Origin of the sequence: Serratia sp. CY33525 (assembly GCF_052169115.1) — a bacterium.
GTDB classification, from domain to species: domain Bacteria; phylum Pseudomonadota; class Gammaproteobacteria; order Enterobacterales; family Enterobacteriaceae; genus Serratia; species Serratia sarumanii.
The window spans coordinates 273,225-294,707 of the sequence record NZ_JBJNLK010000003.1 but is presented as its reverse complement, the minus strand read 5'-3'; the positions used below and the strand labels follow the sequence as shown (position 1 = coordinate 294,707).

Below are 21,483 nucleotides of genomic sequence, written 5' to 3'. Positions count from 1 at the left end.
AACAGCAAGCAGCGCCTGGCATTATTTCTTTTTCTAATGATGAATGCCGCCTCTTCCATATTTACGTTATTGTTCCCTTTTAGGGATGTCCCTTCTTTTACTCTGCCTTTATTATGCATCCCGTTATTTTGTCTGGCGGCGGCGCTATTTTCTCTGCATACGCCGCGGCAATACCTGTACAAACTCAACCTGTTCGCCAGCGTGCTCGGCCTGCTGTGGGCTGCGCATATCTACGTTAAAAGTCAATATTGCCTGCCGAATAACCAAGATTTTTTATTAATTAGTTTGTTCAGCATCTTTTTTATCAGCGCTATTTCTCTGACGGACAACTTTACCGCCTTTTGTTTACACGCTGTGCCTTCCGCAATGATGATCCTGGCTTTAGACGGTATGCATAATACCCTGCGGATATTATTCACCACGCTATTGCCTATTATCGCTTTCTCCATTCATCACCTGATGTTGAAACGCAGTGAAATCTTTACCCACGCGCTGGTGGCCAACCTGTATAACGAGCGGGACAAATTCAATAATTTGAGCATGCTCGATCCCCTGACCGGCCTTTATAACCGTCGCGGGCTGGAGAATAAGATCAACATGCTGCTGGAACCGCAAACCGGCCGCCACTACGTGCTGCTGCTGGATATCGACCACTTCAAGGTCTACAACGACAGCTACGGCCACGCCATGGGCGACCGGGCGCTGGTGCAGGTGGCGATCGCCATCCGCGATGCGGTGCGTTCGCGCGACATCGTGGTGCGCTACGGCGGGGAAGAGTTTTTGGTGCTGCTGACCAACGTGCACGAAGGCTACGCGGCGCAGCTGGCCGAACGGGTGCGCCAACGGGTGGCGGAACTGAATATCCCGCACGGCGCCAGCCCGCAGCACAGCGGTACGCTGACGCTCAGCGCCGGCATCTCGGCATTGGAAAAACTGGACGTCGAATCGGCGATCGGCGCGGCCGACGCCGCGCTCTATCTGGCGAAGCACAGCGGCCGCAACAATATTCAGCTGGCGCAAAACGTCCAGCCCGCCCTGCTGCTGCCGCAGGAGTAAATACCCTGCCCGGTTAAGCGGCCGTTGGCCGCAAGCCGTTCAGCAACAGCGACAAACCGGCCAACGCCTGCTCCAAAGCGGTTTTCTCATCCGGCTGGTGCGCGATCCAAAGCGCGGCATCCATCAGGCCGCCATTGATCAAATGCGCCAGCGATTCCGGCTCGGCGACGGCGATGCGCCCCTGCGCCATCAACGCCTGCAATGCGCCCGTCATCCAGACAATGCATTGCAGCTTACTGGCCTGCAAATATTCAGCCCCCAGCACCGAAGGTGAATCGCGCAACAAAATGCGTTGCGCTTGCGGCTCCGTCATCATGATCAAATAACCGCGACAACGCGCCGCAAACGCCTCCCAGTCATCCGCCGTACGCGCGGTAATGTCGGCCAGGCGCGCATCTATCTCGGCGTCGATTTCTTGCACGACGGCCAAAAACAAACCTTTCTTGTCCCCAAAGTGGTGGTAGAGCGCACCGCGCGTCATGCCGGCTTGCGCGGTGAGTTCATCCATCACCGTCTCGGCATACCCCACGCTGCCGAACTGCTGACGGGCGGCAGCCACCAGTTTTTGTCGGGTTTCTTCAATCATTTCTGCGCGCGCTTTACGTGCCATGGGTCCACTCCCGCCTCGTTATTGATGAACGTTATAATTGACATACGCCATGTATGTCAATTAACGTAACATACGTGGCGTATGTCAATGATGGCCATTGAGCGAATACTGAGCCGCCAACTTCTGGAGCCCTTTCTATGGCAAATCCTTATTTCAACCTGTTCAACGCCCCGGGCAGCAAGGCGTTTTCCTCTGCCGGGCTGATCGCGCGCCTGCCGGTCTCGATGACCGGTATCGGCATCATCACCATGCTCTCACAGGTACGCGGCTCTTATTGGTTGGCGGGCGCGGTGGCGGCGACGTTCGCCTTTTCCATGGCGCTGCTTGCGCCGCAAATCGCGCGCGCGGCGGATCGTCACGGCCAAAGCCGCGTGCTGCCGTATGCCACCGGGATCAGCACGCTCGCCCTGCTACTGCTGTTGCTCTGCACCCACTATCGGGCGCCGGACTGGACGCTGTTCGTCTTCGCCGCGCTTGCGGGCGGCATGCCCAGCATCTCCGCGATGGTCAGAGCCCGCTGGAGCGAAATTTATCGCGGCACACCACAGCTGCACACGGCATTTTCATTCGAGTCCGTGTTAGATGAAGTGGCCTTTATCGTCGGCCCACCGATCGCCGTGGGGCTTAGCGTTTCACTCTTCCCAGAAGCCGGCCCTCTGGTGGCCGCGCTGCTTCTGGTGGCGGGCGTTGCGGCATTCGCCTCCCAAAAAAGCACTCAGCCCCCGGTCTACACCCGCAATAACCAGCGGCAGCGCGCCATCCTGGCCATGCCGTCAATGCAGATCCTGCTGCTGGCGCTGATCGCCCTGGGCACCATCGTCGGCACCGTGGACGTCATCAGCGTGGCCTTCGCCGAGCAGCAAGGACAGCCGGCCGCCGCCAGCATCGTGCTGTCGGTTTACGCGTTCGGCTCCTGCCTGGCCGGGCTGATTTTCGGCGCAATGAAGATCCCCGTCCCCTTGCCTCGCCTGTTCTTATACGCGGCGTTCGCCACCGCCTTCACCACCGTGCCGCTGCTGTGGGTGCACGATGTCTTGACGCTGGCGGCGGCGATGTTTGTCGCGGGACTGTTTTTTGCGCCGACCATGATCATTGCCATGGGGCTGGTTGAAAACATCGTGCCGCCCTCCCGGCTGACGGAGGGGTTGACCTGGATGGTCACCGGCCTGGGGATAGGCGTGGCGCTCGGCGCCGCATTGGCGGGCCTGGCGATCGATGCCGCCGGGATAGCGGCCGGCTTCGGCGTCACGCTCACCGCCGGGCTGATCGTGCTACTGGTGGCGGCCGGCGGCTACCGCTTGATGCGGCGAACGCTGGCCTTGAAAGCGGCGTGAATCGCTCGCGCTAAGCGGTTTCCCAAATCGCCTTGCCCTGCCAGCGCCGTTCGATCGCCGCCAGGAACAGTTTCACCTTGGGGGAAAGATGGCGTCGGCTGGGATAGACGGCGCAGATCGGCGGCCCTGGGCGGCAATAGCGCTCCAGCACCGGCACCAGCGTGCCGGCCGCAATCTGCTCGCCGACCAGAAACGCCCCCACCTGGCACAGGCCGGCTCCGGCGACGGCCGCATCCCGCAAGGCCTCGACGTTGTTGAAACGCATCCGGCCGCGCACCGGCTGTTCGTGCAGTTGGCCGTTGACCAAATAGCGCCAGGGCGCCGGCAGCCCCTGATGGCTGAAGACCAGCGTCTCGTGATCGCCCAACGCCTCCGGTTTTGCAGGCGTGCCGTGCCGCGCCAGATAATCCGGCGCCGCGCAGGTGATCAGGCGATGTGGCGCGAGCACCCGCCGCACCAGCCGGCTGTCGTCGTTGCCGCCGACGCGGACAGCCACGTCGATGCCGTCGCGCACCAGATCGCTGTAATCGTCGGAGAAGCTGACGTCGGCGTCCACCTCCGGCCACTGCGCCAAAAACTCCCGCAGAATCGGCAGGATATGCAACCGCCCCAACGAAACCGGCAGATCCAGCCGCAGCCGCCCGCGTGGGGTTTGCCGCCGCGTATTGAGCGCCGTTTCCGCCTCTTCGGCCTGCGACAGGATGCGCTGCGCATACTCGTAAAACACCGCGCCGTCTTCGGTCAGGCTGACGCTGCGCGTGGTGCGCTGCAGCAACCGGGTGGCTAATCGCTCCTCCAATCGGATCACGCATTTGCCCGCCGCCGAGCGGGAGATGCCCAGCCTCTCGGCCGCCAGCGTGAAGCTACAGGCGTCGGCGACGCGAATGAACACCAGCAGGTCGGTCAGGTTATCCAACGGCATAGACGGTAAATTAGCCACGATGTGTCCCCAATGTTGCGCATTCAGGCCAGTTTATCAGCCATTTTGGCGCGGATACACTGAGGCTCTTCATCTGTTGGGAGAGTCATTATGAGTGCCTTACACGCCGGCGGCGGCGCAAAACCCTGGCTGGCGACCTTCGCCATCGGTCTGTCCACCTTTACCGTCGTCACGGCAGAAATGCTGCCCGTCGGGCTGCTGACCCCGATAGTCAGCACCTTGAACGCATCGATAGGCCGCGCCGGGCTGCTGATTTCCCTGCCTGCCCTGTTTGCCGCGCTGTTCGCCCCGCTGGTGGTGCTGGGCGCCCGGCGCACAGATCGCCGCAGCCTGCTGATCGTCTTTCTGCTGCTGCTGATCGCCGCCAACCTGCTGGCCGCCGCCGCTACCTCCATAGCGCTGCTGTTCGCTGCGCGCATCCTGCTGGGCTTTTGCATCGGCGGTATCTGGGCCATCGCCGGCGGATTGGCGGAACGTCTGGTGCCGCCGGCCTCCGTCGGATTGGCGCTGTCCGTCATCTTCGGCGGCGTAGCGGCGGCCTCGGTGCTCGGCGTGCCGCTCGGGGTGTTCCTCGGCGAAGCGCTGGGCTGGCGCATGGCGTTTCTGGCCGTCGCCGTCCTGGCGGCGCTGACCCTGCTCCTGCTGCTGTGCGTGCTGCCGCCGCTGCCGGTCACGCAGGCGGTGAGCTGGCGGTCGTTCACCGCGCAGCGCGCGAATCGCCGGTTGCTCCTCGGGCTGCTGCTGACGTTTCTGCTGGTTGCCGGCCACTTTATGGCCTACACCTTTGTCCGCCCGCTGCTGCAGACGGTCGCCGGCATCGAGAGCCGCTGGGTGGGGCCGCTGCTGTTCGCCTACGGCGTCGCCGGTATCGTCGGGAATTTCATCGCCGGCCAGGCCGCCGCCAAACGGCTGCGCCGCACCCTGGCGCTGATCGCCTTCGGGCTGGCGCTCGCCGTCCTGCTGCTGCCGCTGCTGGGCCGCGCGCCGCTGAGCGGCGGCGCCTTCCTCCTGCTGTGGGGCATCGCCTACGGCGGCGTTTCCGTGTCGCTGATGGCGTGGATGCTCAAGGCGGCCCCCGACGCGGTCGAGGTCGCCTCTTCGCTGTATATCGCGCTGTTTAATCTGGCGATTTCCTGCGGTTCACTGGCGGGCGGGCTGGTGGTGGACGCCGGAGGCTTGACGATAAACGGTGTGCTGTCCGGCATCGTGCTGCTGCTGGCGCTGGCGATCCTGATGCGAACGCGCCCACAGGCGCTGACAACGGCGGCGAAGGCCGATTCGCCGCCGGGGTGAATCAGGCGCGGCGCTGCCGCAGGCCGTAAACCAGCACCACCGCGAAGCACAGCAGCGGCAGCAGATAAGAGAGCGCGGTGCTGTAACGGTCGGCCAGCGCCCCCATAAAGTACGGCATGATGGCGCCGCCGACGATCGCCATGATCATAAAGGAGCTGGCGCGCTTGGTGTGTTTACCCAGATTTTTCACCCCCAGGGCGAAAATGGTCGGGAACATGATCGACATAAAGAAGAATACCGCGATCAGCGCCACCACCGACACCCCGTCGACGCTCAGCATCACCACGCCGCACAGCGCGATGTTGATCAGCGCATAGGCCGCCAGCAGCGTCGCCGGTTTGACTCGCCCCATCAGCCAGGTGCTGAAGAAGCGCCCGACCATAAAGCAGATCATGGCGATCGACAGCAGGTAAGAGGCGCTCTGGTTAGACACATCACGCCAGTGTTCGGTGGCGTAGTTGATGAAGAACGCCCCCACGCCCACCTGCGCCGCCACGTAGAAGAACTGCGTGATCACCCCGCCGACGAAATGCGGATGCTGCCATAATCCCTGCGCTATCACGCCGTGCACCGGTTTTTCCTCTTCGCGGATCGCCGGCAGCCGGGTGCGGCTGAACAACAGCGCGATCAGCAGCACCAGCACGGCGATCGCCACATAGGTCATTTTCACCGCGCTCTGATCGCCGCCGCCGGCGGACTGGCTGACGGAGAAGAACAGCGTGCCGCCGATCAGCGGGCCGATAAACTGCCCGAGGCCGTTGAACGACTGGGCCAGGTTGAGCCGCCGTTCGGCGCCCTGCGCGTCGCCCAGCACCGTGGCGTACGGGTTGGCGGCCGTTTCCAGGCAGCCCAAACCGCTGGCGATAACGAACAGCGCGAACAGGAACACGCCGAAGCTGTTGGCCGACGCCGCCGGCACGAACAGCAGCGCTCCCAGCGCATACAGGCACAGCCCGACCAGAATGCCCGCCTTATAGCCCTTGCGGTCCATAAAGTACCCGGCGGGCAGCGCCACCAGGAAATAGGCGCCGAAATAGGCCGCCTGCAGCAGCCCCGATTGCGCCTTGGTGACGTGCAACGTCTCCTGAAAATGTTTGTTTAATACGTCCAGCAGGCCATAGGACAGCCCCCACATGAAGAACAGGCTGGTGACCAGGATAAAGGCCCAGCGCAGATTGGCGGTCACGGCGACGCCCGGCTGCGCGGAGGCCGCACTTTTTTCAGCAAGCATGGTGATACCCTCGTATCGTCTGGCGATGATGATGTTGGCGTTATTGCTGTTGCAGAGAAAATATCCGCGCCATTTCCACCCATTTTTCGCCCTGCGGCGTCCAGGGGGTGGCGGCCTGGTAGTGCCACATCAGCGCTTCCCATCGCTGTACTTCGGGGTTGTTCAGGCTAGCGGCGTCAAAGCGCGCAGCGTCGAAATCGGCGCTGACCTCCACGATCATGAACAGCCGGGTGCCCAACCGGTAAATCTCCATGTCCAGAATGCCGTGCTCGCGCAAATGCGCGGCGATGCCCGGCCAGATGCGCTGATGATGCTGCAGGTACTCCGCAATCAGCGCCGGTGAGTCAATCAGATCGAGCGCCTGGCAGAAACGGCGCCGCCCTGCCGCCGCGCCGCTCACGTCAGCGCCCGATCGAGATGCAGGTAGCCGCCGTCCACCGACAGCCACTGCCCGGTGGTATGAGATGACCGCGACGACAGCAGAAACGCCACGGTATCGGCGATCTCCTGCGGCGTGGTCATGCGCTGCCCGAGCGGAATGCGCGCGGTGATTTTCGCCATCTGCCGCTGCGGCTCGGCGAAGGTGTTGAGCCAGCGCTGGTACTGCGGGGTGATCACCTCCGCCGGCACCACCGCGTTCACCCGCACGCCGTCATGGCGCAGCGACACCGCCCATTCGCGCGTCAGCGCCAGCACCGCGCCCTTGGCGGCGGTGTAGCCGCTGGTGCCGCCCTGGCCGCTGAGCGCGGTCTTGGAGGCGATATTGACGATGGCGCCCCGGCTCTCCTGCAGCGCCGCCTGGCACAGGTGCGCCATCAGGTAGTAGTGCACCAGGTTCTTTTCCAACGAGCCGACGAAGGCTTCGCGCCCCGCCTCCAGCCCGACACCGTCGTTGACCCCGGCGTTATTCACCAGCCCGTCGATGCGGCCGAAGGTCGCCAGCGTCTGGCTGACCGCGCGGCGGCAGGCCGCCTCGTCGCACAGTTCGGTGAGGATCACCTCGGTACGCGGCTGCAGCCGCTGCAAATCGGCCAGCAGCGCCGCCTCCGGCGCGGCGTTGGTGACCAGCACCGGGATCGCGCCTTCTTCGGCCAGCACATGAGCAATCGCCGCGCCGATGCCGGCACCGCCGCCGGTGACCAGCACCACCTTATCTTGCAGATACAGATCCATAACCAGACTCCGTTAAACCGTAAATTCGCCAGGCGGTGTCGCCCCAAATCGCCGCCTGCTCGGCGGCCCCCAGCGTCGACAGCGCCCGTTCGCACAGTTGCACCACCTGGCGGTAATCGCCGGCCAGCAGGCACACCGGCCAGTCGGAGCCGAACATCAGCCGCTGCGGGCCGAACGCCTCCAGCGCGGCGTCGAAGAACGGCAGCAGTTCTTCCGCCCGCCACCGGCCACCCGGCGCCTCGGTGATCAGCCCCGACAGCTTGCAGGCCACGTGCGGCAGCGCCGCCAGCGGCCGAATTTGCTGCGCCCAGTGCCGCGCGCCGCGCGCGATGTCCGGCTTGCCGAGATGGTCCAGCACCAACCAGTGCTCATCGTGGCGGGCGGCGAACGCCGCCGCGGCCGCCAGATGCCGGTGCGTCACCAGGATCTCGTACACATACCCGGCGCGCTGCAGCGTTTGCATGCCGTGCCCCACTTCCGGCCGCGCCAGCCAGGCCGCCGGATCCGCTTCGTCCTGCACCTGATGGCGCACCCCGCGCAGCGCGGTACGCGGACGAAAAGTTTCCAGACGCTGCGCCAGCTGCGGCGCGGCGATATCCAGCCAGCCCACCACGCCGCATACGCCCTCGCCCTGCTCCGCCAGCGCCAGCAGACCCAGCGTCTCGTCCTCGCTGGGGCGCGCCTGCACCGCCAGCGCGCCGTCGAACCCCTGTTCCTGCAACAGCGGCCGCAGCCGGGGCGGATCGAAATCCTGCCGCAGCACGCGCATCCGCTCGTCGATCCACGGGTAGTGCCGTGGCTGATAGCGCCAGAAGTGCTGATGAGCGTCGATGCGCGGCATGCGATCCTCCCGCCTCACCCGCGGAACCGATACTGCTCGATCGACGACGAATGCATCTCGATCGAATAGCCGGGGCGGCTCGGCGGCATGTAGGCCGCGCCGTTGATCACGCAGGGATCGACAAAGTGTTCATGCAAATGATCGACGTACTCGATCACCCGGCCTTCGTGGCTGCCGGCAATGCACAGGTAGTCGATCATCGACAGGTGCTGCACGTACTCGCACAGCCCGACGCCGCCGGCGTGCGGGCAGACCGGCAGCTGGTATTTGGCCGCCATCAGCATCACCGCCAGCACTTCGTTGACGCCGCCGAGGCGGCAGGCGTCAATCTGCACCACGTCTACCGCGCCGCGCATGATGAACTGCTTGAACATGATGCGGTTCTGGCACATCTCGCCGGTGGCCACCTTGACCGGCGCCACCCCTTCGCGGATGCGGCGGTGCCCTTCCACGTCGTCCGGGCTGGTCGGCTCTTCGATAAACCAGGGTTTGGCGAACGCCAGATGCTTCACCCACGGAATGGCTTCGTCCACCTCCCACACCTGGTTGGCGTCGATCATTAGCCGGCGATCCGGGCCGATCACCTCGCGGGCGATGCGCACCCGGCGGATGTCATCTTCCAGATCGCGCCCGACCTTCAGCTTCAGGTAGGAGAAACCGGCGTCGACCGCTTCCTGGCACAGGCGACGCAGCTTGTCGTCCGGATAACCCAGCCAGCCGGCGGAGGTGGTGTAGCAGGGATACCCCTCCTGCAGCAGCCGCGCCAGGCGCTCTTCTTTGCCCTCGGCACGCTGTTTCAGCAGCGCCAGCGCTTCCTGCGGCGTGATGCAGTCGGTGATGTAACGGAAGTCGATGCAGCGCACCAGCTCCTCCGGCGTCATCTCCGCCACCAGCCGCCACACCGGCTTGCCGACCGATTTGGCCCACAGATCCCACACCGCGTTGACCACCGCACCGGTCGCCAGGTGAATGGCGCCCTTGTCCGGCCCGATCCAGCGCAGCTGGCTGTCGCTGGTGAAGCGCCGCCAGAAGGCGCCCATGTCGGCGGCGATATCTTCCAGCCGCTCGCCGACGATCTGATGCTCCAGCGCGCGGATCGCCGCGCAGCAGATCTCGTTGCCGCGGCCGATGGTGAACGTCAGCCCGTGGCCGCTGAGATCCGCGCGATCGGTCTCCAGGATCACGTAGGCGGCGGAATAGTCGGGATCCGGATTCATGGCGTCGGATCCGTCCAGCCCCAGCGACGTGGGGAAACGAATGTCTTCAACCCGCAGTGCGGTAATGGTGGTCATGGCGGCGCTCCCGGTTAGGCCTGTACGGTTTGCTGGCGCTGTTCGCCCAGCCCTTCGATGCCCAGACGCATCGTCTGGCCCGCCCGCAGGTAGATGGGCTGCGGTTTCTGCCCCATGCCGACGCCCGGCGGCGTGCCGGTGGAGATCACATCGCCCGGCTGCAGGCTCATAAAGCGGCTGAGGTAGCTGACGATCTGCGGAATGCGGAAGATCATGGTGCTGGTGTTGCCGTCCTGATAGCGCTTGCCGTCCACCTCCAGCCACAGGTTCAGGCTGTGCGGATCGGCGATCTCGTCGGCGGTCACCAGCCAGGGGCCGATCGGCCCGAAGGTGTCGCAGCCTTTGCCCTTGTCCCAGGTGCCGCCGCGTTCAATTTGATATTCGCGTTCTGAAACGTCGTTGATCACGCAGTAGCCGGCGACGTGGCGCATGGCGTCCGCTTCGCTGATGTAGCGCCCGCCCTGGCCGATCACCACGCCCAGCTCCACTTCCCAGTCGGTTTTCTGCGAGCCGCGCGGGATCTCCACCTGGTCATAGGGGCCGACCACCGCGCTGGTCCATTTGTTGAATACCACCGGTTCCTCAGGAATGGCCGCGCCGGTTTCCGCCGCGTGATCGGCATAGTTCAGGCCGATGCAGATAAACTTGCCGATGCCGCCGACGCAGGCGCCGAGGCGCGGCTGCCCTTCGACCAGCGGCAGCGCGGCGCTGTCCAGCGCGCGCAGTTTGGCGAGCGACGCCGGCAATAACGCGGCGCCCCCCACGTCGGCGATATGCTGCGACAGATCGCGCAGGCGGCCCTGCGCATCCAACATGCCGGGGCGCTCTTGCCCGGGTTGCCCGTAACGTAAAAGTTTCATGCGTTCCTCTCTCAAAAATGGCGGCTCAGTTGCTCCAGCCGCCGTCGATGATCTGCACCGTGCCGGTGGTGTACGAACTGGCGTCGGAGGCCAGATACAGCGCCAGTTGGGCGATTTCCTCGGTGGTGCCGATGCGCCCGATCGGCTGACGGGCGACGAACGCCTGATACACCTCTTGCTCGCTGCGCCCCTGCTCGCGCGCCTGCTCGGCAATGCGCTGGCGCAGCGACGGCGACTCCACCGTGCCGGGGCAGATGGCGTTGCAGCGGATGCCCTGCGTGACGTAGTCCGCCGCCACCGAGCGCGTCAGGCCGATCACCGCCGCCTTGCTGGCGCTGTAAGCGAAGCGGTTCGGCACCCCTTTCACGCTCGAGGCTACCGAGGACATGTTGATGATCGAGCCTTTGCCGCGCGCCAACATGCCCGGCAGGAAGGCGCGGATCATACGGAACATCGCGGTAACGTTGAGATCGAGCGCGAACGCCCACTGATCTTCGCTGCAATCGAGGATCGATCCGCTGTGCACCACGCCGGCGCAGTTGAACAGCACGTCGATCGGGCCGATCGCTTCCGCCGCCGCCGCGATGGCGGCCGGATCGGTGACGTTCAGCGTCAGTGCGCGGATCCCGGCGCAGCCCTGCAGGCGCTCGAGGTTGATGTCGCTGGCGATCACCTCGGCACCGGCGGCGGCGAACAGCCTGGCGGTGGTAAAACCGATCCCTTGCCCGGCGGCGGTGATCAGTACGCGTTTCCCGGTTAAATCCATCTTGACTCCTCGGCCTAAAGGTCTAATGGTCAGGCCACTAAGGGCGATTAAAGGTCAGGCCTCTAACATGACAAAAGACGCTTTACGCGTTATCGTTGGGGGAAGAAGTTAATAAAACAGCCTTGAAACCGCATTTCAATTAACCATTTTTTTACACTTGAATAACGATTACTCAAGCGCCTTATCGCATAATTGTGCGCCAAATCACTGAACGCCGAATCGTCAAAGGTCAAAAATGCCGATTACCCGACTGGAAAACCCAAGAATTTACAGACAGATAGCAGACCAGCTCAAACGTCTGATCGAAAATAACGAATTTCCGCCGGGCAGCCGCCTGCCCTCGGAGCGCGATCTCGCCCAGCAGTTGCAGGTCAGCCGCGCGTCGGTGCGCGAAGCGCTGATCGCGCTGGAAGTGATCGGCCTGGTGGACGTCAAGGTCGGCAACGGGGTGATCGTGCGCTCGCAAACGCCGCTGGCACCGTCGCAGGAGCCGGTGATGGCGCAGGCCGGCCGCAACCAATGGGCGGAGATCGACGACGAACTGAATATTGAACTGGATTTCAACGCCGAGCTGCCGCCATTTTCACTGCTGCAAACCCGCCTGTTGATCGAACCGGAGACCGCCGCGCTGGCCGCGCGCCACGCCACCGACGAAGAGCTGGCGGGCATCCGCGCCGCCTACGAGCAGAACTGCCGCGATAACCGCGCCGGCTCCGCCACTCACCCCGGCGATCGGCTGTTCCACATCCGCATCGCCCAGGCCAGCGGCAACCCGGCCTATGCGTTCATTATCGGCCACCTGCTCGGCCACCGTTACGGCAGCATGTTTCGCGTGCTGCAGCGCCACTATACGCCGGACGACATGCCGCACCGTTCCGAGCTGGAACACCGGGCGATCCTGGCAGCGATCGAAGCGCGCGACGTGCGCGGCGCCCGCAAGGCGATGAAGGCGCACCTCGATGAAGTGATCGCCATTTTCGCCCGCGCGCAGTAGGCCGCCGGCGGTTAAAAAATTTATCGTCACCGCTCTTTTTTCTACATGCAGCCGGGGCCTGAGCGCATTACACTGGGCGACGAATAAGCCCTTTCCCCGCTGCATTGTTAAATGGATAACGACCGTTGAAGAACTCTGTCTCCGCTTTATTGCTGGCGCTGGGCCTGTGCACCGCGCCGCTGGCCGCGCTGGCCACCCCCCCGCAGCTGGCTTCGCAAATCGTCGACCAGTATGCCGAACATATTTTCTACAACAGCGGCGCCACCGGCATGGCGCTGGTGGTGATCGACGGCAATCAGGTGGTTAACCGCAGCTTTGGCGATACCAAACCCGGCAACAACCTGCGCCCGCGCCCGGATTCGCTGATCCGCATCGCGTCGATCACCAAGCTGATGACCAGCGAAGTGATGGTGAAAATGGCGGCAGCAGGCCAGGTCAAACTGACCGACCCGCTGCGCAAGTACGCCCCCAAAGGCGCCTATGTGCCGGCTTACAACGCCGGCCAACCGATTACCCTGCTGAACCTGGCGACGCACACCAGCGCGCTGCCGCGCGAGCAGCCGGGCAAAAAGCCGCCGAAAACGCCGGTGTTCACCTGGCCGACCAAGTCCCAGCGCTGGCAGTGGCTGGCGCATGCCAACGTCACGGTGCCGCCGGGCGTACGAGCCGCCTACTCCAATCTGGCGTATGACCTGCTGGCCGACGCGCTGTCGCGCGCCGCAGGCAAGCCTTACAACGCGCTGCTGAAAGAGAAAATCACCGCGCCGCTCGGCATGGTCGACACCACGCTGACGCCGAGCCCCGAACAGTGCTCGCGCCTGATGGTGGCGGCGGCCGGCCCGAGCGCCTGCCGCGACACCACCGCCGCGGCCGGCAGCGGCGGCGTCTACTCCACCCCGCGCGACATGCAGCGCTGGATGCAGCAGTTCCTCTCCTCCAGCGCCAGCGGCCCGCGCAAAGCCACCGCCGCCAGCGAGCAAACCATGTACTTCCAGCGCCACGATCTGGTGTCGCTGAAGGGCATGGACGTGCCGGGGCAAGCGGATGCGCTGGGGTTGGGCTGGGTGTATATGGCGCCGAAGGACGGGCTGCCGGGCATCATTCAGAAGACCGGCGGCGGCGGCGGGTTCATTACCTACATGGCGATGATCCCGGCGAAAAACGTCGGGGTGTTCGTGGTGGTGACCCGCTCTGAGCTGAGCAAGTTCACCAACATGAGCGATCCGGTCAACCGCCTGGTGAGCGATCTGGCGGCCAACAAGAGTTGATATGCGGGGCGCAGCCTGCTGCGCCCCAACGCCTCAGGCCGGCACCGCCATCGGGTGGATCACCGAATGGAAATTGCGCTTGAAGTAGATCAGCCCGTTGCCGGCTTCGCTCAGCGCGATCTGCTTGATCTGCACCAGGTACATCTGGTGGGTGCCGATGCTCTGGATCTGCTCGATCTCCCCTTCCAGGCTGGCCAGGGTATTGCGCAGCACCGGCTGCCCCAGCGCGCCGAGCTGCCACTCTTCCAGCCGGAAACGATCTTCCATGCTGACGCCGGTCATGCCGGCGAAGTGGCGCGCCATCAGCTCCTGCTCGTGGTTGAGCACGTTGACGCACAGCCTGCGGTTTTCCTGAAACACCGGGTTCATCGCGCTACTACGATTGATGCACACCAGCAGCGTCGGCGGCGTATCGGTTACCGAGCACACCGCCGTGGCGGTGATGCCGCAGCGCCCCGCCGGGCCGTCGGTGGTGACGATATTCACCGCCGCCGACAGGCTGGCCATGGCGTCGCGAAAGCGCAGGCGCTGTTCATTTTCCTGAGACATACAACCTCCTCCTGAATTACTTCAGCAGATTATCCAACTGATTAATATCGTCATTGTTCCGCAGGTGCGGCACCTTCCAGCCGTGCTGATCGTAATCGGCCAGGCACTTGTCGACCATCTGCATCATGCGATCCATGTTGCCGGATCCCTGCGCGTGGCGCAGGCACTGCAGGCGGATCTCATCCTGGCTGCCGGCGTAGTTGATCTCATACAGCTCGTGACGGCCGCCGAATTCGCTGCCGATCGCATCCCACATCAGCTTGAGGATCTTGATGCGTTCGACGTGATCCATACCGTCCGATCCGCGCACGTAGCGCGCCAGGTACTTGTCGATCTCCGGGTTGTTCATGTCGCGCACGCTGGACGGCAGGTAGATCAGGCCGCTGGTGACGTTCTTCTCGATGATGTGTTTCACCTTGGTGTAGGCCATCGGCGCCATCACGCGGTAGGTCTGCAGCGCGGCGGAATCCGGCAGGTAGGCGCCGTTTTCCCATTTTGTGGCTTCGGCGCACATCGCGTCGCTCAGCGACCAGAACAGGTTGCGCCAGGCCACCACTTCGCCCAGATCGGCCTGCACGCCGCGGAACTCCAGCACGCCGGTGCAAGAGAGGCTCTTTTGCAGCAGCGCGGTGATGAAGTCCATCTTCACCGCCAGGCGCACGCAGGCCTGCAGCGGGAACAGCCGGGCGAAACCGCCCTGGGTGCTCCAGCGGCGGCAGCGGTCGAAATCGCGGTAGATCAGCACGTTTTCCCACGGGATCAGCACATGATCCATGATCAGGATCGCGTCGTTCTCGTCGAAGCGGCTGGAAAGCGGGTAGTCGAACGGCGATCCGGTGGCGCCGGCCACCAGCTCGTAGGAGGCGCGCGAAATCAGCTTCACCCCTTCGGCGTCCATCGGCGCCACAAACATCAGCGCGAAGTCCGGGTTATCGCCCATCACCTGCGCCGAACCGAAGCCGATGAAGTTGTAGTGGGTCAACGCCGAGTTGGTGGCCACCACTTTGGCGCCGCTGACCACGATGCCGGCGTCGGTCTCTTTCTCCACCTGAATGTAAACGTCCTTCACCTCGTTGACCGGCTTGTGGCGGTCGATCGGCGGGTTGACGATGGCGTGGTTGAAATAGAGCCCGGTTTCCTGAATGCGTTTGTACCAGTGGCGCGCGTTGTCGGCGAACTGGCCGTAGAACTCCGGATAAGCGCCCAGCGCGCAGCCGAAGGCCGCCTTGTAGTCCGGCGTGCGTCCCATCCAGCCGTAGCTTTGGCGCGACCAGTCGGCGATGGCGTCGCGCTGCTGGCGCATCTCTTCCGGGCTGCGGGCATAGCGGAAGAATTTATGGGTATAGCCGCCGTTGCCGGTGTCGGTATTCCAGCACAGGCGATCCTGGCTGGCCGGATCGTGCAGCGCGTCATACAGCTGGCCGACAGACGCCGCCGCGTTGCGGAACGCCGGGTGGGTGGTGACGTCTTTCACACGCTCGCCGTAAATGTAGATTTCGCGGCTGTCCTGCAAACTTTTCAGGTATTCGGCGCCGGTAAACGGGCGTTTGCTGTCGGCACGAAAGTCTTCTGGTTTCATCGGGTCTTCCTCGTCATCGGCATTTTTCAGGCCGTGGATCCGGCCATTTGTTAAAATAATGTTTTCTTTTGGTTGCTTAATTGAAGCTGCCAAAGCCGGTTTCGAGAAGAGACTTTTGCGGCAATCGCCGGTACTTTTCAGGTCAGTTTGCCGCTTTCGCGGCAAACTGTGATCGCGGTTACGAAAGGGCGTGTTGCGCCGCGCGGTAGGTCGAGGGGGAACAGCCTTCCAGCCGATTGAAAAAACGGGCGAAATAGGCCGGATCCTTGAAGCCGAGGCTGTAGGCGGTTTCATGCACCGTGCAGGCGCTGAACAGCAGCATGCGTTTGGCCTCGCGCAGCAGCCGATCGAAGATCAGCCGCTTGGGCGGCCGGTTGGCGAAGCGCCGGCACAGGTCGTTGAGCCGCGATTCGGTCACTCCCAGCGCCTGCGCATACTCCGGCACCGGCAGGTGCTCGCGAAAACGCTCGTCCACCATCTTGTTGAACCGCTGAAACAGCTGCAGTTCGCCGCGCACGCCGCTGTTGGCGTTGTCTTCCAGCGCGGTGTTGCGCAGCAGCAGCGTGAACACCGCCTGCGCCAGCAGCGCCAGCGTCTGTTCGCGCCCGGCCAGGTTCTGGCCGAACTCGCGGCGGATCAGCGCCCAGTAGTGGCTGAGCGCCGTCAGCTCCTGCGGCGCGTCGGCCAGCGACAGGCAGATGCCCGGCATGTCCAGCGCCAGGTTGCTGCCGGGATACAGGCGCTCCAGCAGCGGCCAAATCAGCTCCTGGCGCACCGTCAGCACGTGGCCGTCGCTGTCCGGTTCGGTGAAGAACGCATGCGGCACCGACGGCGGCGTGAGGATGAACAGCGGCGCCTGCACCGAATAGTGCTGATCGTCGAGCTGCAGCTCTATCTTGCCGGTTTCCAGGAAATGCACCTGAAAGAAGCAGTCGTGCCAGTGCACCTGCATGTCGCGGCCGAAGAATGCCGCCAGCCCGGCGAAGGTTTCGTAGTGCACCTCGTCGGCGGCGTAACGCGCGTCATACTCTTTGCAAATATCGATGTTGGCGATAAAGCCGGTACTTTTCCGCACCTCATGACCTCCTGCAATCATGCCCACTTGTGCATCAAGGCGTCGCCCTCGGGCGCGAATCCTTCATCGGGATGCGCCACACCAGCACGGCGCCGACGATCAGCAGCGCCGAGACGAAATACAGCCCGGAGTTGAAGCTGCCGGTCAGATCCTTGAACCAGCCGATCAACAGCGGGCTGAGCGCCGATCCGATATTGCCGGTGGCGTTGATCACCGCGATCCCCACCGCGCGCGCTTCCAGGCTGATCGACTGATCCGGCGTGGTCCAGAAGATCGCCATGGCGGTAAAGGAGCCGACCGAGGCCATCACGATCCCCAGCAGCTGGATCAGGCTGTGATCGGTGGCGGACGCCAGCAGCCAGCCGGCGGCAGCGAACAGATACGGCAGCGCGGTGTGATGCTTGCGCTCCTGCAGCCTGTCGGATCGTTTGCTCCACCACACCATGCCGGCGATGGTGCAGATCTGCGGGATCGCCGCCAGAATGCCGATCGTCACGTTGCTGCTGCCCTGGTTGAAGCTTTGCAGGATCTGCGGCGTCCAGATGTTGATCGCGCTCAGGGTGTTGGTCAGGCAGAAATAGGCCAGCGTGTACATCAGCACGATCGGCGTGAAAATCTCGCGCCACAGGCTGCGCTGTTGCAGCGCGCGGTGGCTGCTCGGCCCGTTGGGCTGCACCAACTGAAGCTTGTCGGCCTCCATCATCGCCTGCAGGCTGGCTTTCTCCTCGTCGGTCAGCCACTTGGCCTTGGCCGGCGTATCGTCGAGGTAGAACCACACCACCACGCCCAGCAGCACCGACGGAATGCCTTCCAGCAGAAACAGCCACTGCCAGCCCTTCAGGTTCATCACCCCGTCCAGCGCCAGGATATAGCCGGAGACCAGCGAACCTATCGCCATGGTCACCGGCATGGCGATCATGAACAAGGCGTTGGCGCGGGCGCGGTAGAACGCCGGGAACCAGTAGGTGAGGTACACCAGAATGCCCGGCAGGAAACCGGCCTCGGTGATGCCGACGATCATGCGCAGCACGTACAGGCTGGTCGGCCCGGTGGCGAACATGGTGCAGGTGGAGGCGATGCCCCACAGCACCATGATGGTGGCGATCCAGCGCCGCGCGCCGACCCGGCTCAGCATCATGTTGCTCGGAATGCCGAAGATCACGTAGGTGACATAGAACAACGTCGCCGCCAGCCCGAACATGGTCGAGCTGAGGCCGAGATCTTTGCCCATCGTCAGCCCGGCGAAGCCGATGTTGATACGGTCGAGGAAAGAGAAAACAAACAACACGAACAGGAAAATGATCAGGCGCCGAAACAACTTTTTAATCACCGATTGCTCGGCGGCGGTTAACGCTTTATGTTGCTGCGCCGGGTTGGCCGGCGGCAGCGAATCGACGTGGTTCATGGTTCAGTAAACTCCCGATGAAGGCGCTTGCACCCCGCCCTGTTTGAACTCGTCAGCCAGGGCTTCCGCCGCCCGCGCCAGCAGGGTGGTGTCCACCCCCACCGCGACGAACAGCGCGCCGGCTTCCAGATAGCGCTGCGCCAATGCCTTGTTGGCCATCAAAATGCCGGGCGCCTTGCCGGCGGCGCGGATGCGCGCAATCGCGTCGTCGATGGTGCGCTGCACCTCCGGGTGCTGCGGATTGCCGGCGAAGCCCATATCGGCGCTGAGATCCGCCGGGCCGATAAACACGCCGTCCACCCCTTCCACCTGCAAAATGGCGTCGAGGTTTTTTACCGCTTCACGGGTTTCAATCTGCACCAGCACGCACATCTGCTCGTCGGCCTGCTGCAGGTAATCGGGCACCCGGTTCCAGCGCGAAGCGCGCGCCAGGGCGCTGCCGACGCCGCGCACGCCGTGCGGCGGATAGCGCGTGGCGCGCACCGCATCGCGCGCCTGTTCGGCGTTTTGGATCATCGGGATAAGCAAGGTTTGCGCGCCGACGTCCAGCAGTTGCTTGATGATCACCGCGTCGTTCCACGGCGGCCGTACCACCGGCCGGCTCGGGTAAGGCGCGACCGCCTGCAGCTGCCCCAGCACCGTTTGCACGTTGTTGGGCGCATGTTCGCCGTCGATCAGCAGCCAGTCGAAACCGGCGCCGGCCAGCAGCTCGGCGCTGTAGCTGCTGCACAGCCCGAGCCACAGCCCGATCTGCGGGCGTTTTTCCTGCAGCGCACGCTTGAAGTGGTTGGTTAACATCGCATTCTCCCTGACAAGCGGGCGCGGCGCGTGGCCCCCCGCCCGGTTTATTGCGGCCCGGTTCGCCGAGCCTGCTTATTAGACAAAGCGGCAGCTGATGCAGCCCATCGGGCCGTAGTCGACGTGGAAGGTGTCGCCGCGCCGCGCCGGCACCGGCCGGGTGAAGGAGCCGCCGAGGATCACCTGCCCCGCTTCCAGCTCCACCTCATACGGCGCCAGCTTGTTGGCCAGCCAGGCCACGCCGTTGGCCGGGTGGTTGAGCACCGCCGCCGCCACGCCGGACTCTTCAATCACGCCGTTGCGGTACAGCAGCGCGGCTATCCAGCGCAGATCCAGCGCATCCGGCTTGATCGGCCGCCCGCCCATTACCACCCCAGCGTTGGCGGCGTTGTCGGAGATGGTGTCGAACACCTTGCGCGGCCGCTGCGTCTCGGGATCGACGTTGTGGCTGCGTGCGTCGATGATCTCCAGCGCCGGAATGACGTAGTCGGTGGCGTTGTAGACGTCGAACAGCGTGCAGTTCGGCCCGCGCAGCGGCTTGGCCAGCACGAACGCCAGCTCCACCTCCACCCGCGGTACGATAAAGCGATCGATCGGAATATCGCTGCCGTCGTTGAAGAACATGTCGTCCAGCAGCGCGCCGTAGTCCGGCTCGGTGATCTGCGAGTTCACCTGCATGGCGCGCGAGGTCAGGCCGATCTTGTGGCCCTTGAGCTTGCGCCCCTCGGCGATCTTCAGCTCCACCCACTGCCGCTGAATGGCGTAGGCGTCCTCGATGGTGATCTCGGGATGATCGAGCGACAGCGCGCGGATCTGTTCACGACTCTTTTCCGCCTGATGCAGGCGCTGTACGGCGCGGTTAACCTGCTCTTTATCCAGCATTTACGACCCCTTATTCACGCCTTGTTGAACAGCGCGTGGACATTGTTCTGTTTGTAATTCAGCACCGGATCCAGCTCTTCCATAGTGAAAGAGAGCGCCAGGTAACGCTGCGCCATCAGCGCGGCGAAGTGTTCCTTGATCAGCGCAAACAGCATCTCGCCCACCTGCTGCCGGCTTTCCAGGCTGCGGCCGTGGCCGATCTTCAGCGTCATGTGCACGAAGGCGTAGTCCTGCTTGCCGTCGGCCATCTGCCAGGTGTCGAGCCAGATGGCGCGGCTGCGTACGCCGGCCAGCGGAAAGATGCCGGTCGCCGCCAGCGCCTCGTTGACCTTGGCGAACAGGGTGGGCAAATCCGCCTCGCGGCGGATGTTGTCGGTACATTCAGCGTAAAAATGGGGCATAGCGTTCTCCAGACGGCGCATAGGCGCGGGCGCGGCCCGCGCAGCGGCATTTACAGCGTATTGCCAAGTTTGAAACCTTTTTCCGTATCGCCCTCACGGGTGTAGGAAAAACCGTCTGCGCCGATGGTGACGGCCATTTCGCTGGGCGCGCTGCGTTCGATGACCGGCTGCGGCTGCCCATCGAGATCCAGCACCAGCGATCCTTCGGTATACCAGCTCGGCACCACCGGATTACCCCACCAGTCGCGGCGCTGGTTGTCATGCACGTCCCAGGTCACGGTCGGGTTGTCCGGATCGCCGGTGTAGTAATCCTGCGTGTAGATCTCCACGCGGTGGCCATCGGGATCGCGCAGATAGAGGTAGAACGCGTTGGAGACGCCGTGACGGCCGGGGCCGCGTTCGATCAAATCGGATTTGCGCAGCGCGCCGAGCTTGTCGCAGATGGCCAAAATATTGTGCTTTTCATGGGTGGCGAAGGCGATGTGGTGCATGCGCGGCCCGGCGCCGCCGGTCATCGCGGTATCGTGCACCGTCGCCTTGCGGCGCATCCAGGCGGCGTAAACCACGCCGTCTTCATCGCGGATGTCTTCCGTTACGCGGAAGCCCAGCCCCTGGATGTATTCCACGGCGCGCGGCACGTCAGGGGTGATTTGGTTAAAGTGGTCGAGGCGCACCAGCGCGCCCGGCGTATACAGATCGTAGCGCCAGGCCAGACGCTCGACGTGCTGCACGTCGTAGAAAAACTCATACGGGAAGCCGAGCGGATCCTCGACCCGCACCGCATCGCCGATGCCTTTGGCGAACCCGTTCACCCGCCGCTCGGTGCGGCAGCCAAGCGCCTTGAAATACGCTTCGGCGCGATCGACGTCTTCCGGCGTGCGCACGCGGAAAGCAAACGCCGCAACGGCGGCGACCGGGCCTTCGCGCAGCACCAGGTTATGGTGAATGAACTCCTCCATCGAACGCAGGTAGAGGGTTTTGTCATCCTCGGCGGTCACGACCAGGCCGAGGATATCGACGTAAAATTCGCGTGCGGCTTTAAGGTTCGTGACCTGAATTTCCATGTAGGCACAGCGCACGACGTCGGGAGCAGGGACAGCATTAGTGGTAAGTTTTGTCGTCATTGTTCTCATCTC

Annotated in this window: 22 protein-coding genes; 5 read left to right on the top strand and 17 right to left on the bottom strand. The window is 63.7% G+C overall.

Features of this window, described 5'->3' with window-relative positions:
• Nucleotides 1-153: 153 nt before the first annotated feature.
• Nucleotides 154-1,056, top strand: coding sequence for a GGDEF domain-containing protein (locus tag ACJ8IM_RS10115; RefSeq protein WP_371514369.1), 903 nt, complete (start codon nucleotides 154-156; stop codon nucleotides 1,054-1,056).
• Between the two features lie 13 nt (nucleotides 1,057-1,069).
• Here ACJ8IM_RS10115 and ACJ8IM_RS10110 read toward each other — a convergent pair whose 3' ends face one another.
• Nucleotides 1,070-1,666: a TetR/AcrR family transcriptional regulator gene (locus ACJ8IM_RS10110; RefSeq protein WP_033652864.1), complete on the bottom strand. Its 597-nt coding sequence runs from the start codon at nucleotides 1,664-1,666 to the stop codon at nucleotides 1,070-1,072.
• Nucleotides 1,667-1,803: 137 nt separating this feature from the next.
• Here ACJ8IM_RS10110 and ACJ8IM_RS10105 point away from each other — a divergent pair, with 137 nt between their 5' ends.
• The gene (locus ACJ8IM_RS10105) at nucleotides 1,804-3,000 is read left to right on the top strand and encodes an MFS transporter (RefSeq protein ID WP_033652863.1); all 1,197 of its coding nucleotides are present in this window, start codon (nucleotides 1,804-1,806) and stop codon (nucleotides 2,998-3,000) included.
• Nucleotides 3,001-3,010: 10 nt separating this feature from the next.
• Here the strand turns inward: ACJ8IM_RS10105 and ACJ8IM_RS10100 are convergent, their stop codons facing one another.
• Nucleotides 3,011-3,922, bottom strand: coding sequence for a LysR family transcriptional regulator (locus tag ACJ8IM_RS10100; RefSeq protein WP_033637002.1), 912 nt, complete (start codon nucleotides 3,920-3,922; stop codon nucleotides 3,011-3,013).
• 108 nt (nucleotides 3,923-4,030) lie between these two features.
• On the opposite strand from ACJ8IM_RS10100, the gene ACJ8IM_RS10095 reads away from it, so the two are divergent.
• Nucleotides 4,031-5,233 carry an MFS transporter gene (locus tag ACJ8IM_RS10095; RefSeq protein ID WP_033652862.1) on the top strand — a complete coding sequence of 401 codons (1,203 nt, stop codon included), beginning with the start codon at nucleotides 4,031-4,033 and terminating at the stop codon, nucleotides 5,231-5,233.
• 1 nt (nucleotide 5,234) lies between these two features.
• Here the strand turns inward: ACJ8IM_RS10095 and fucP are convergent, their stop codons facing one another.
• From fucP to ACJ8IM_RS10060, 7 genes are read right to left on the bottom strand one after another with little or no spacing between them, the layout of a single operon-like run.
• The gene (gene fucP / locus ACJ8IM_RS10090; RefSeq protein ID WP_033652861.1) at nucleotides 5,235-6,464 is read right to left on the bottom strand and encodes an L-fucose:H+ symporter permease; all 1,230 of its coding nucleotides are present in this window, start codon (nucleotides 6,462-6,464) and stop codon (nucleotides 5,235-5,237) included.
• Between the two features lie 40 nt (nucleotides 6,465-6,504).
• Nucleotides 6,505-6,864 (bottom strand): L-rhamnose mutarotase, encoded by a 360-nt coding sequence (locus ACJ8IM_RS10085; RefSeq protein WP_033652860.1) that lies wholly within the window; start codon nucleotides 6,862-6,864, stop codon nucleotides 6,505-6,507.
• On the bottom strand, nucleotides 6,861-7,637 hold the full coding sequence (locus ACJ8IM_RS10080) for an SDR family oxidoreductase (protein WP_033652859.1): 777 nt from the start codon (nucleotides 7,635-7,637) through the stop codon (nucleotides 6,861-6,863). Before ACJ8IM_RS10080 ends, ACJ8IM_RS10085 begins: the two co-directional genes overlap by 4 nt.
• Nucleotides 7,615-8,478 (bottom strand): amidohydrolase family protein, encoded by an 864-nt coding sequence (locus tag ACJ8IM_RS10075; protein WP_033652858.1) that lies wholly within the window; start codon nucleotides 8,476-8,478, stop codon nucleotides 7,615-7,617. Before ACJ8IM_RS10075 ends, ACJ8IM_RS10080 begins: the two co-directional genes overlap by 23 nt.
• 14 nt (nucleotides 8,479-8,492) lie before the next feature.
• Nucleotides 8,493-9,770, bottom strand: a complete 1,278-nt coding sequence (locus ACJ8IM_RS10070; RefSeq protein WP_033652857.1) for an L-fuconate dehydratase — start codon at nucleotides 9,768-9,770, stop codon at nucleotides 8,493-8,495.
• Between the two features lie 14 nt (nucleotides 9,771-9,784).
• Entirely contained in the window at nucleotides 9,785-10,630 is an 846-nt protein-coding gene (locus ACJ8IM_RS10065) for a fumarylacetoacetate hydrolase family protein (RefSeq protein ID WP_033648523.1), read from the bottom strand.
• A gap of 25 nt (nucleotides 10,631-10,655) precedes the next feature.
• Nucleotides 10,656-11,396, bottom strand: a complete 741-nt coding sequence (locus ACJ8IM_RS10060) for an SDR family oxidoreductase (RefSeq protein WP_016929185.1) — start codon at nucleotides 11,394-11,396, stop codon at nucleotides 10,656-10,658.
• A gap of 235 nt (nucleotides 11,397-11,631) precedes the next feature.
• Here ACJ8IM_RS10060 and ACJ8IM_RS10055 point away from each other — a divergent pair, with 235 nt between their 5' ends.
• Together ACJ8IM_RS10055 and ampH are read left to right on the top strand one after the other, a co-directional pair.
• Nucleotides 11,632-12,390 carry a FadR/GntR family transcriptional regulator gene (locus tag ACJ8IM_RS10055; protein WP_033636991.1) on the top strand — a complete coding sequence of 253 codons (759 nt, stop codon included), beginning with the start codon at nucleotides 11,632-11,634 and terminating at the stop codon, nucleotides 12,388-12,390.
• A 125-nt stretch (nucleotides 12,391-12,515) separates the two neighbouring features.
• On the top strand, nucleotides 12,516-13,658 hold the full coding sequence (ampH, locus tag ACJ8IM_RS10050) for a D-alanyl-D-alanine-carboxypeptidase/endopeptidase AmpH (RefSeq protein WP_033652856.1): 1,143 nt from the start codon (nucleotides 12,516-12,518) through the stop codon (nucleotides 13,656-13,658).
• 33 nt (nucleotides 13,659-13,691) lie between these two features.
• Here the strand turns inward: ampH and hpaC are convergent, their stop codons facing one another.
• The 8 genes from hpaC to hpaD form a co-directional block, all read right to left on the bottom strand.
• Nucleotides 13,692-14,207 carry a 4-hydroxyphenylacetate 3-monooxygenase, reductase component gene (gene hpaC / locus ACJ8IM_RS10045; protein ID WP_033652855.1) on the bottom strand — a complete coding sequence of 172 codons (516 nt, stop codon included), beginning with the start codon at nucleotides 14,205-14,207 and terminating at the stop codon, nucleotides 13,692-13,694.
• Between the two features lie 16 nt (nucleotides 14,208-14,223).
• On the bottom strand, nucleotides 14,224-15,786 hold the full coding sequence (gene hpaB, locus ACJ8IM_RS10040; RefSeq protein ID WP_033636988.1) for a 4-hydroxyphenylacetate 3-monooxygenase, oxygenase component: 1,563 nt from the start codon (nucleotides 15,784-15,786) through the stop codon (nucleotides 14,224-14,226).
• A gap of 178 nt (nucleotides 15,787-15,964) precedes the next feature.
• Nucleotides 15,965-16,861 (bottom strand): 4-hydroxyphenylacetate catabolism regulatory protein HpaA, encoded by an 897-nt coding sequence (hpaA, locus tag ACJ8IM_RS10035; RefSeq protein WP_033636987.1) that lies wholly within the window; start codon nucleotides 16,859-16,861, stop codon nucleotides 15,965-15,967.
• 34 nt (nucleotides 16,862-16,895) lie between these two features.
• Nucleotides 16,896-18,266 (bottom strand): 4-hydroxyphenylacetate permease, encoded by a 1,371-nt coding sequence (gene hpaX, locus ACJ8IM_RS10030; RefSeq protein ID WP_033652854.1) that lies wholly within the window; start codon nucleotides 18,264-18,266, stop codon nucleotides 16,896-16,898.
• Between the two features lie 3 nt (nucleotides 18,267-18,269).
• Nucleotides 18,270-19,064, bottom strand: a complete 795-nt coding sequence (hpaI, locus tag ACJ8IM_RS10025; protein WP_033636985.1) for a 4-hydroxy-2-oxoheptanedioate aldolase — start codon at nucleotides 19,062-19,064, stop codon at nucleotides 18,270-18,272.
• Nucleotides 19,065-19,142: 78 nt separating this feature from the next.
• A complete protein-coding gene (gene hpaH, locus ACJ8IM_RS10020) occupies nucleotides 19,143-19,946 on the bottom strand; it encodes a 2-oxo-hept-4-ene-1,7-dioate hydratase (protein ID WP_033652853.1) in 804 nt (267 codons plus the stop codon).
• 14 nt (nucleotides 19,947-19,960) lie between these two features.
• Complete coding sequence (locus ACJ8IM_RS10015; RefSeq protein ID WP_004933172.1) at nucleotides 19,961-20,347, bottom strand: 5-carboxymethyl-2-hydroxymuconate Delta-isomerase; 387 nt, start codon at nucleotides 20,345-20,347, stop codon at nucleotides 19,961-19,963.
• Nucleotides 20,348-20,397: 50 nt separating this feature from the next.
• The gene (gene hpaD / locus ACJ8IM_RS10010; RefSeq protein ID WP_004933173.1) at nucleotides 20,398-21,471 is read right to left on the bottom strand and encodes a 3,4-dihydroxyphenylacetate 2,3-dioxygenase; all 1,074 of its coding nucleotides are present in this window, start codon (nucleotides 21,469-21,471) and stop codon (nucleotides 20,398-20,400) included.
• Between the last annotated feature and the right edge of the window lie 12 nt (nucleotides 21,472-21,483).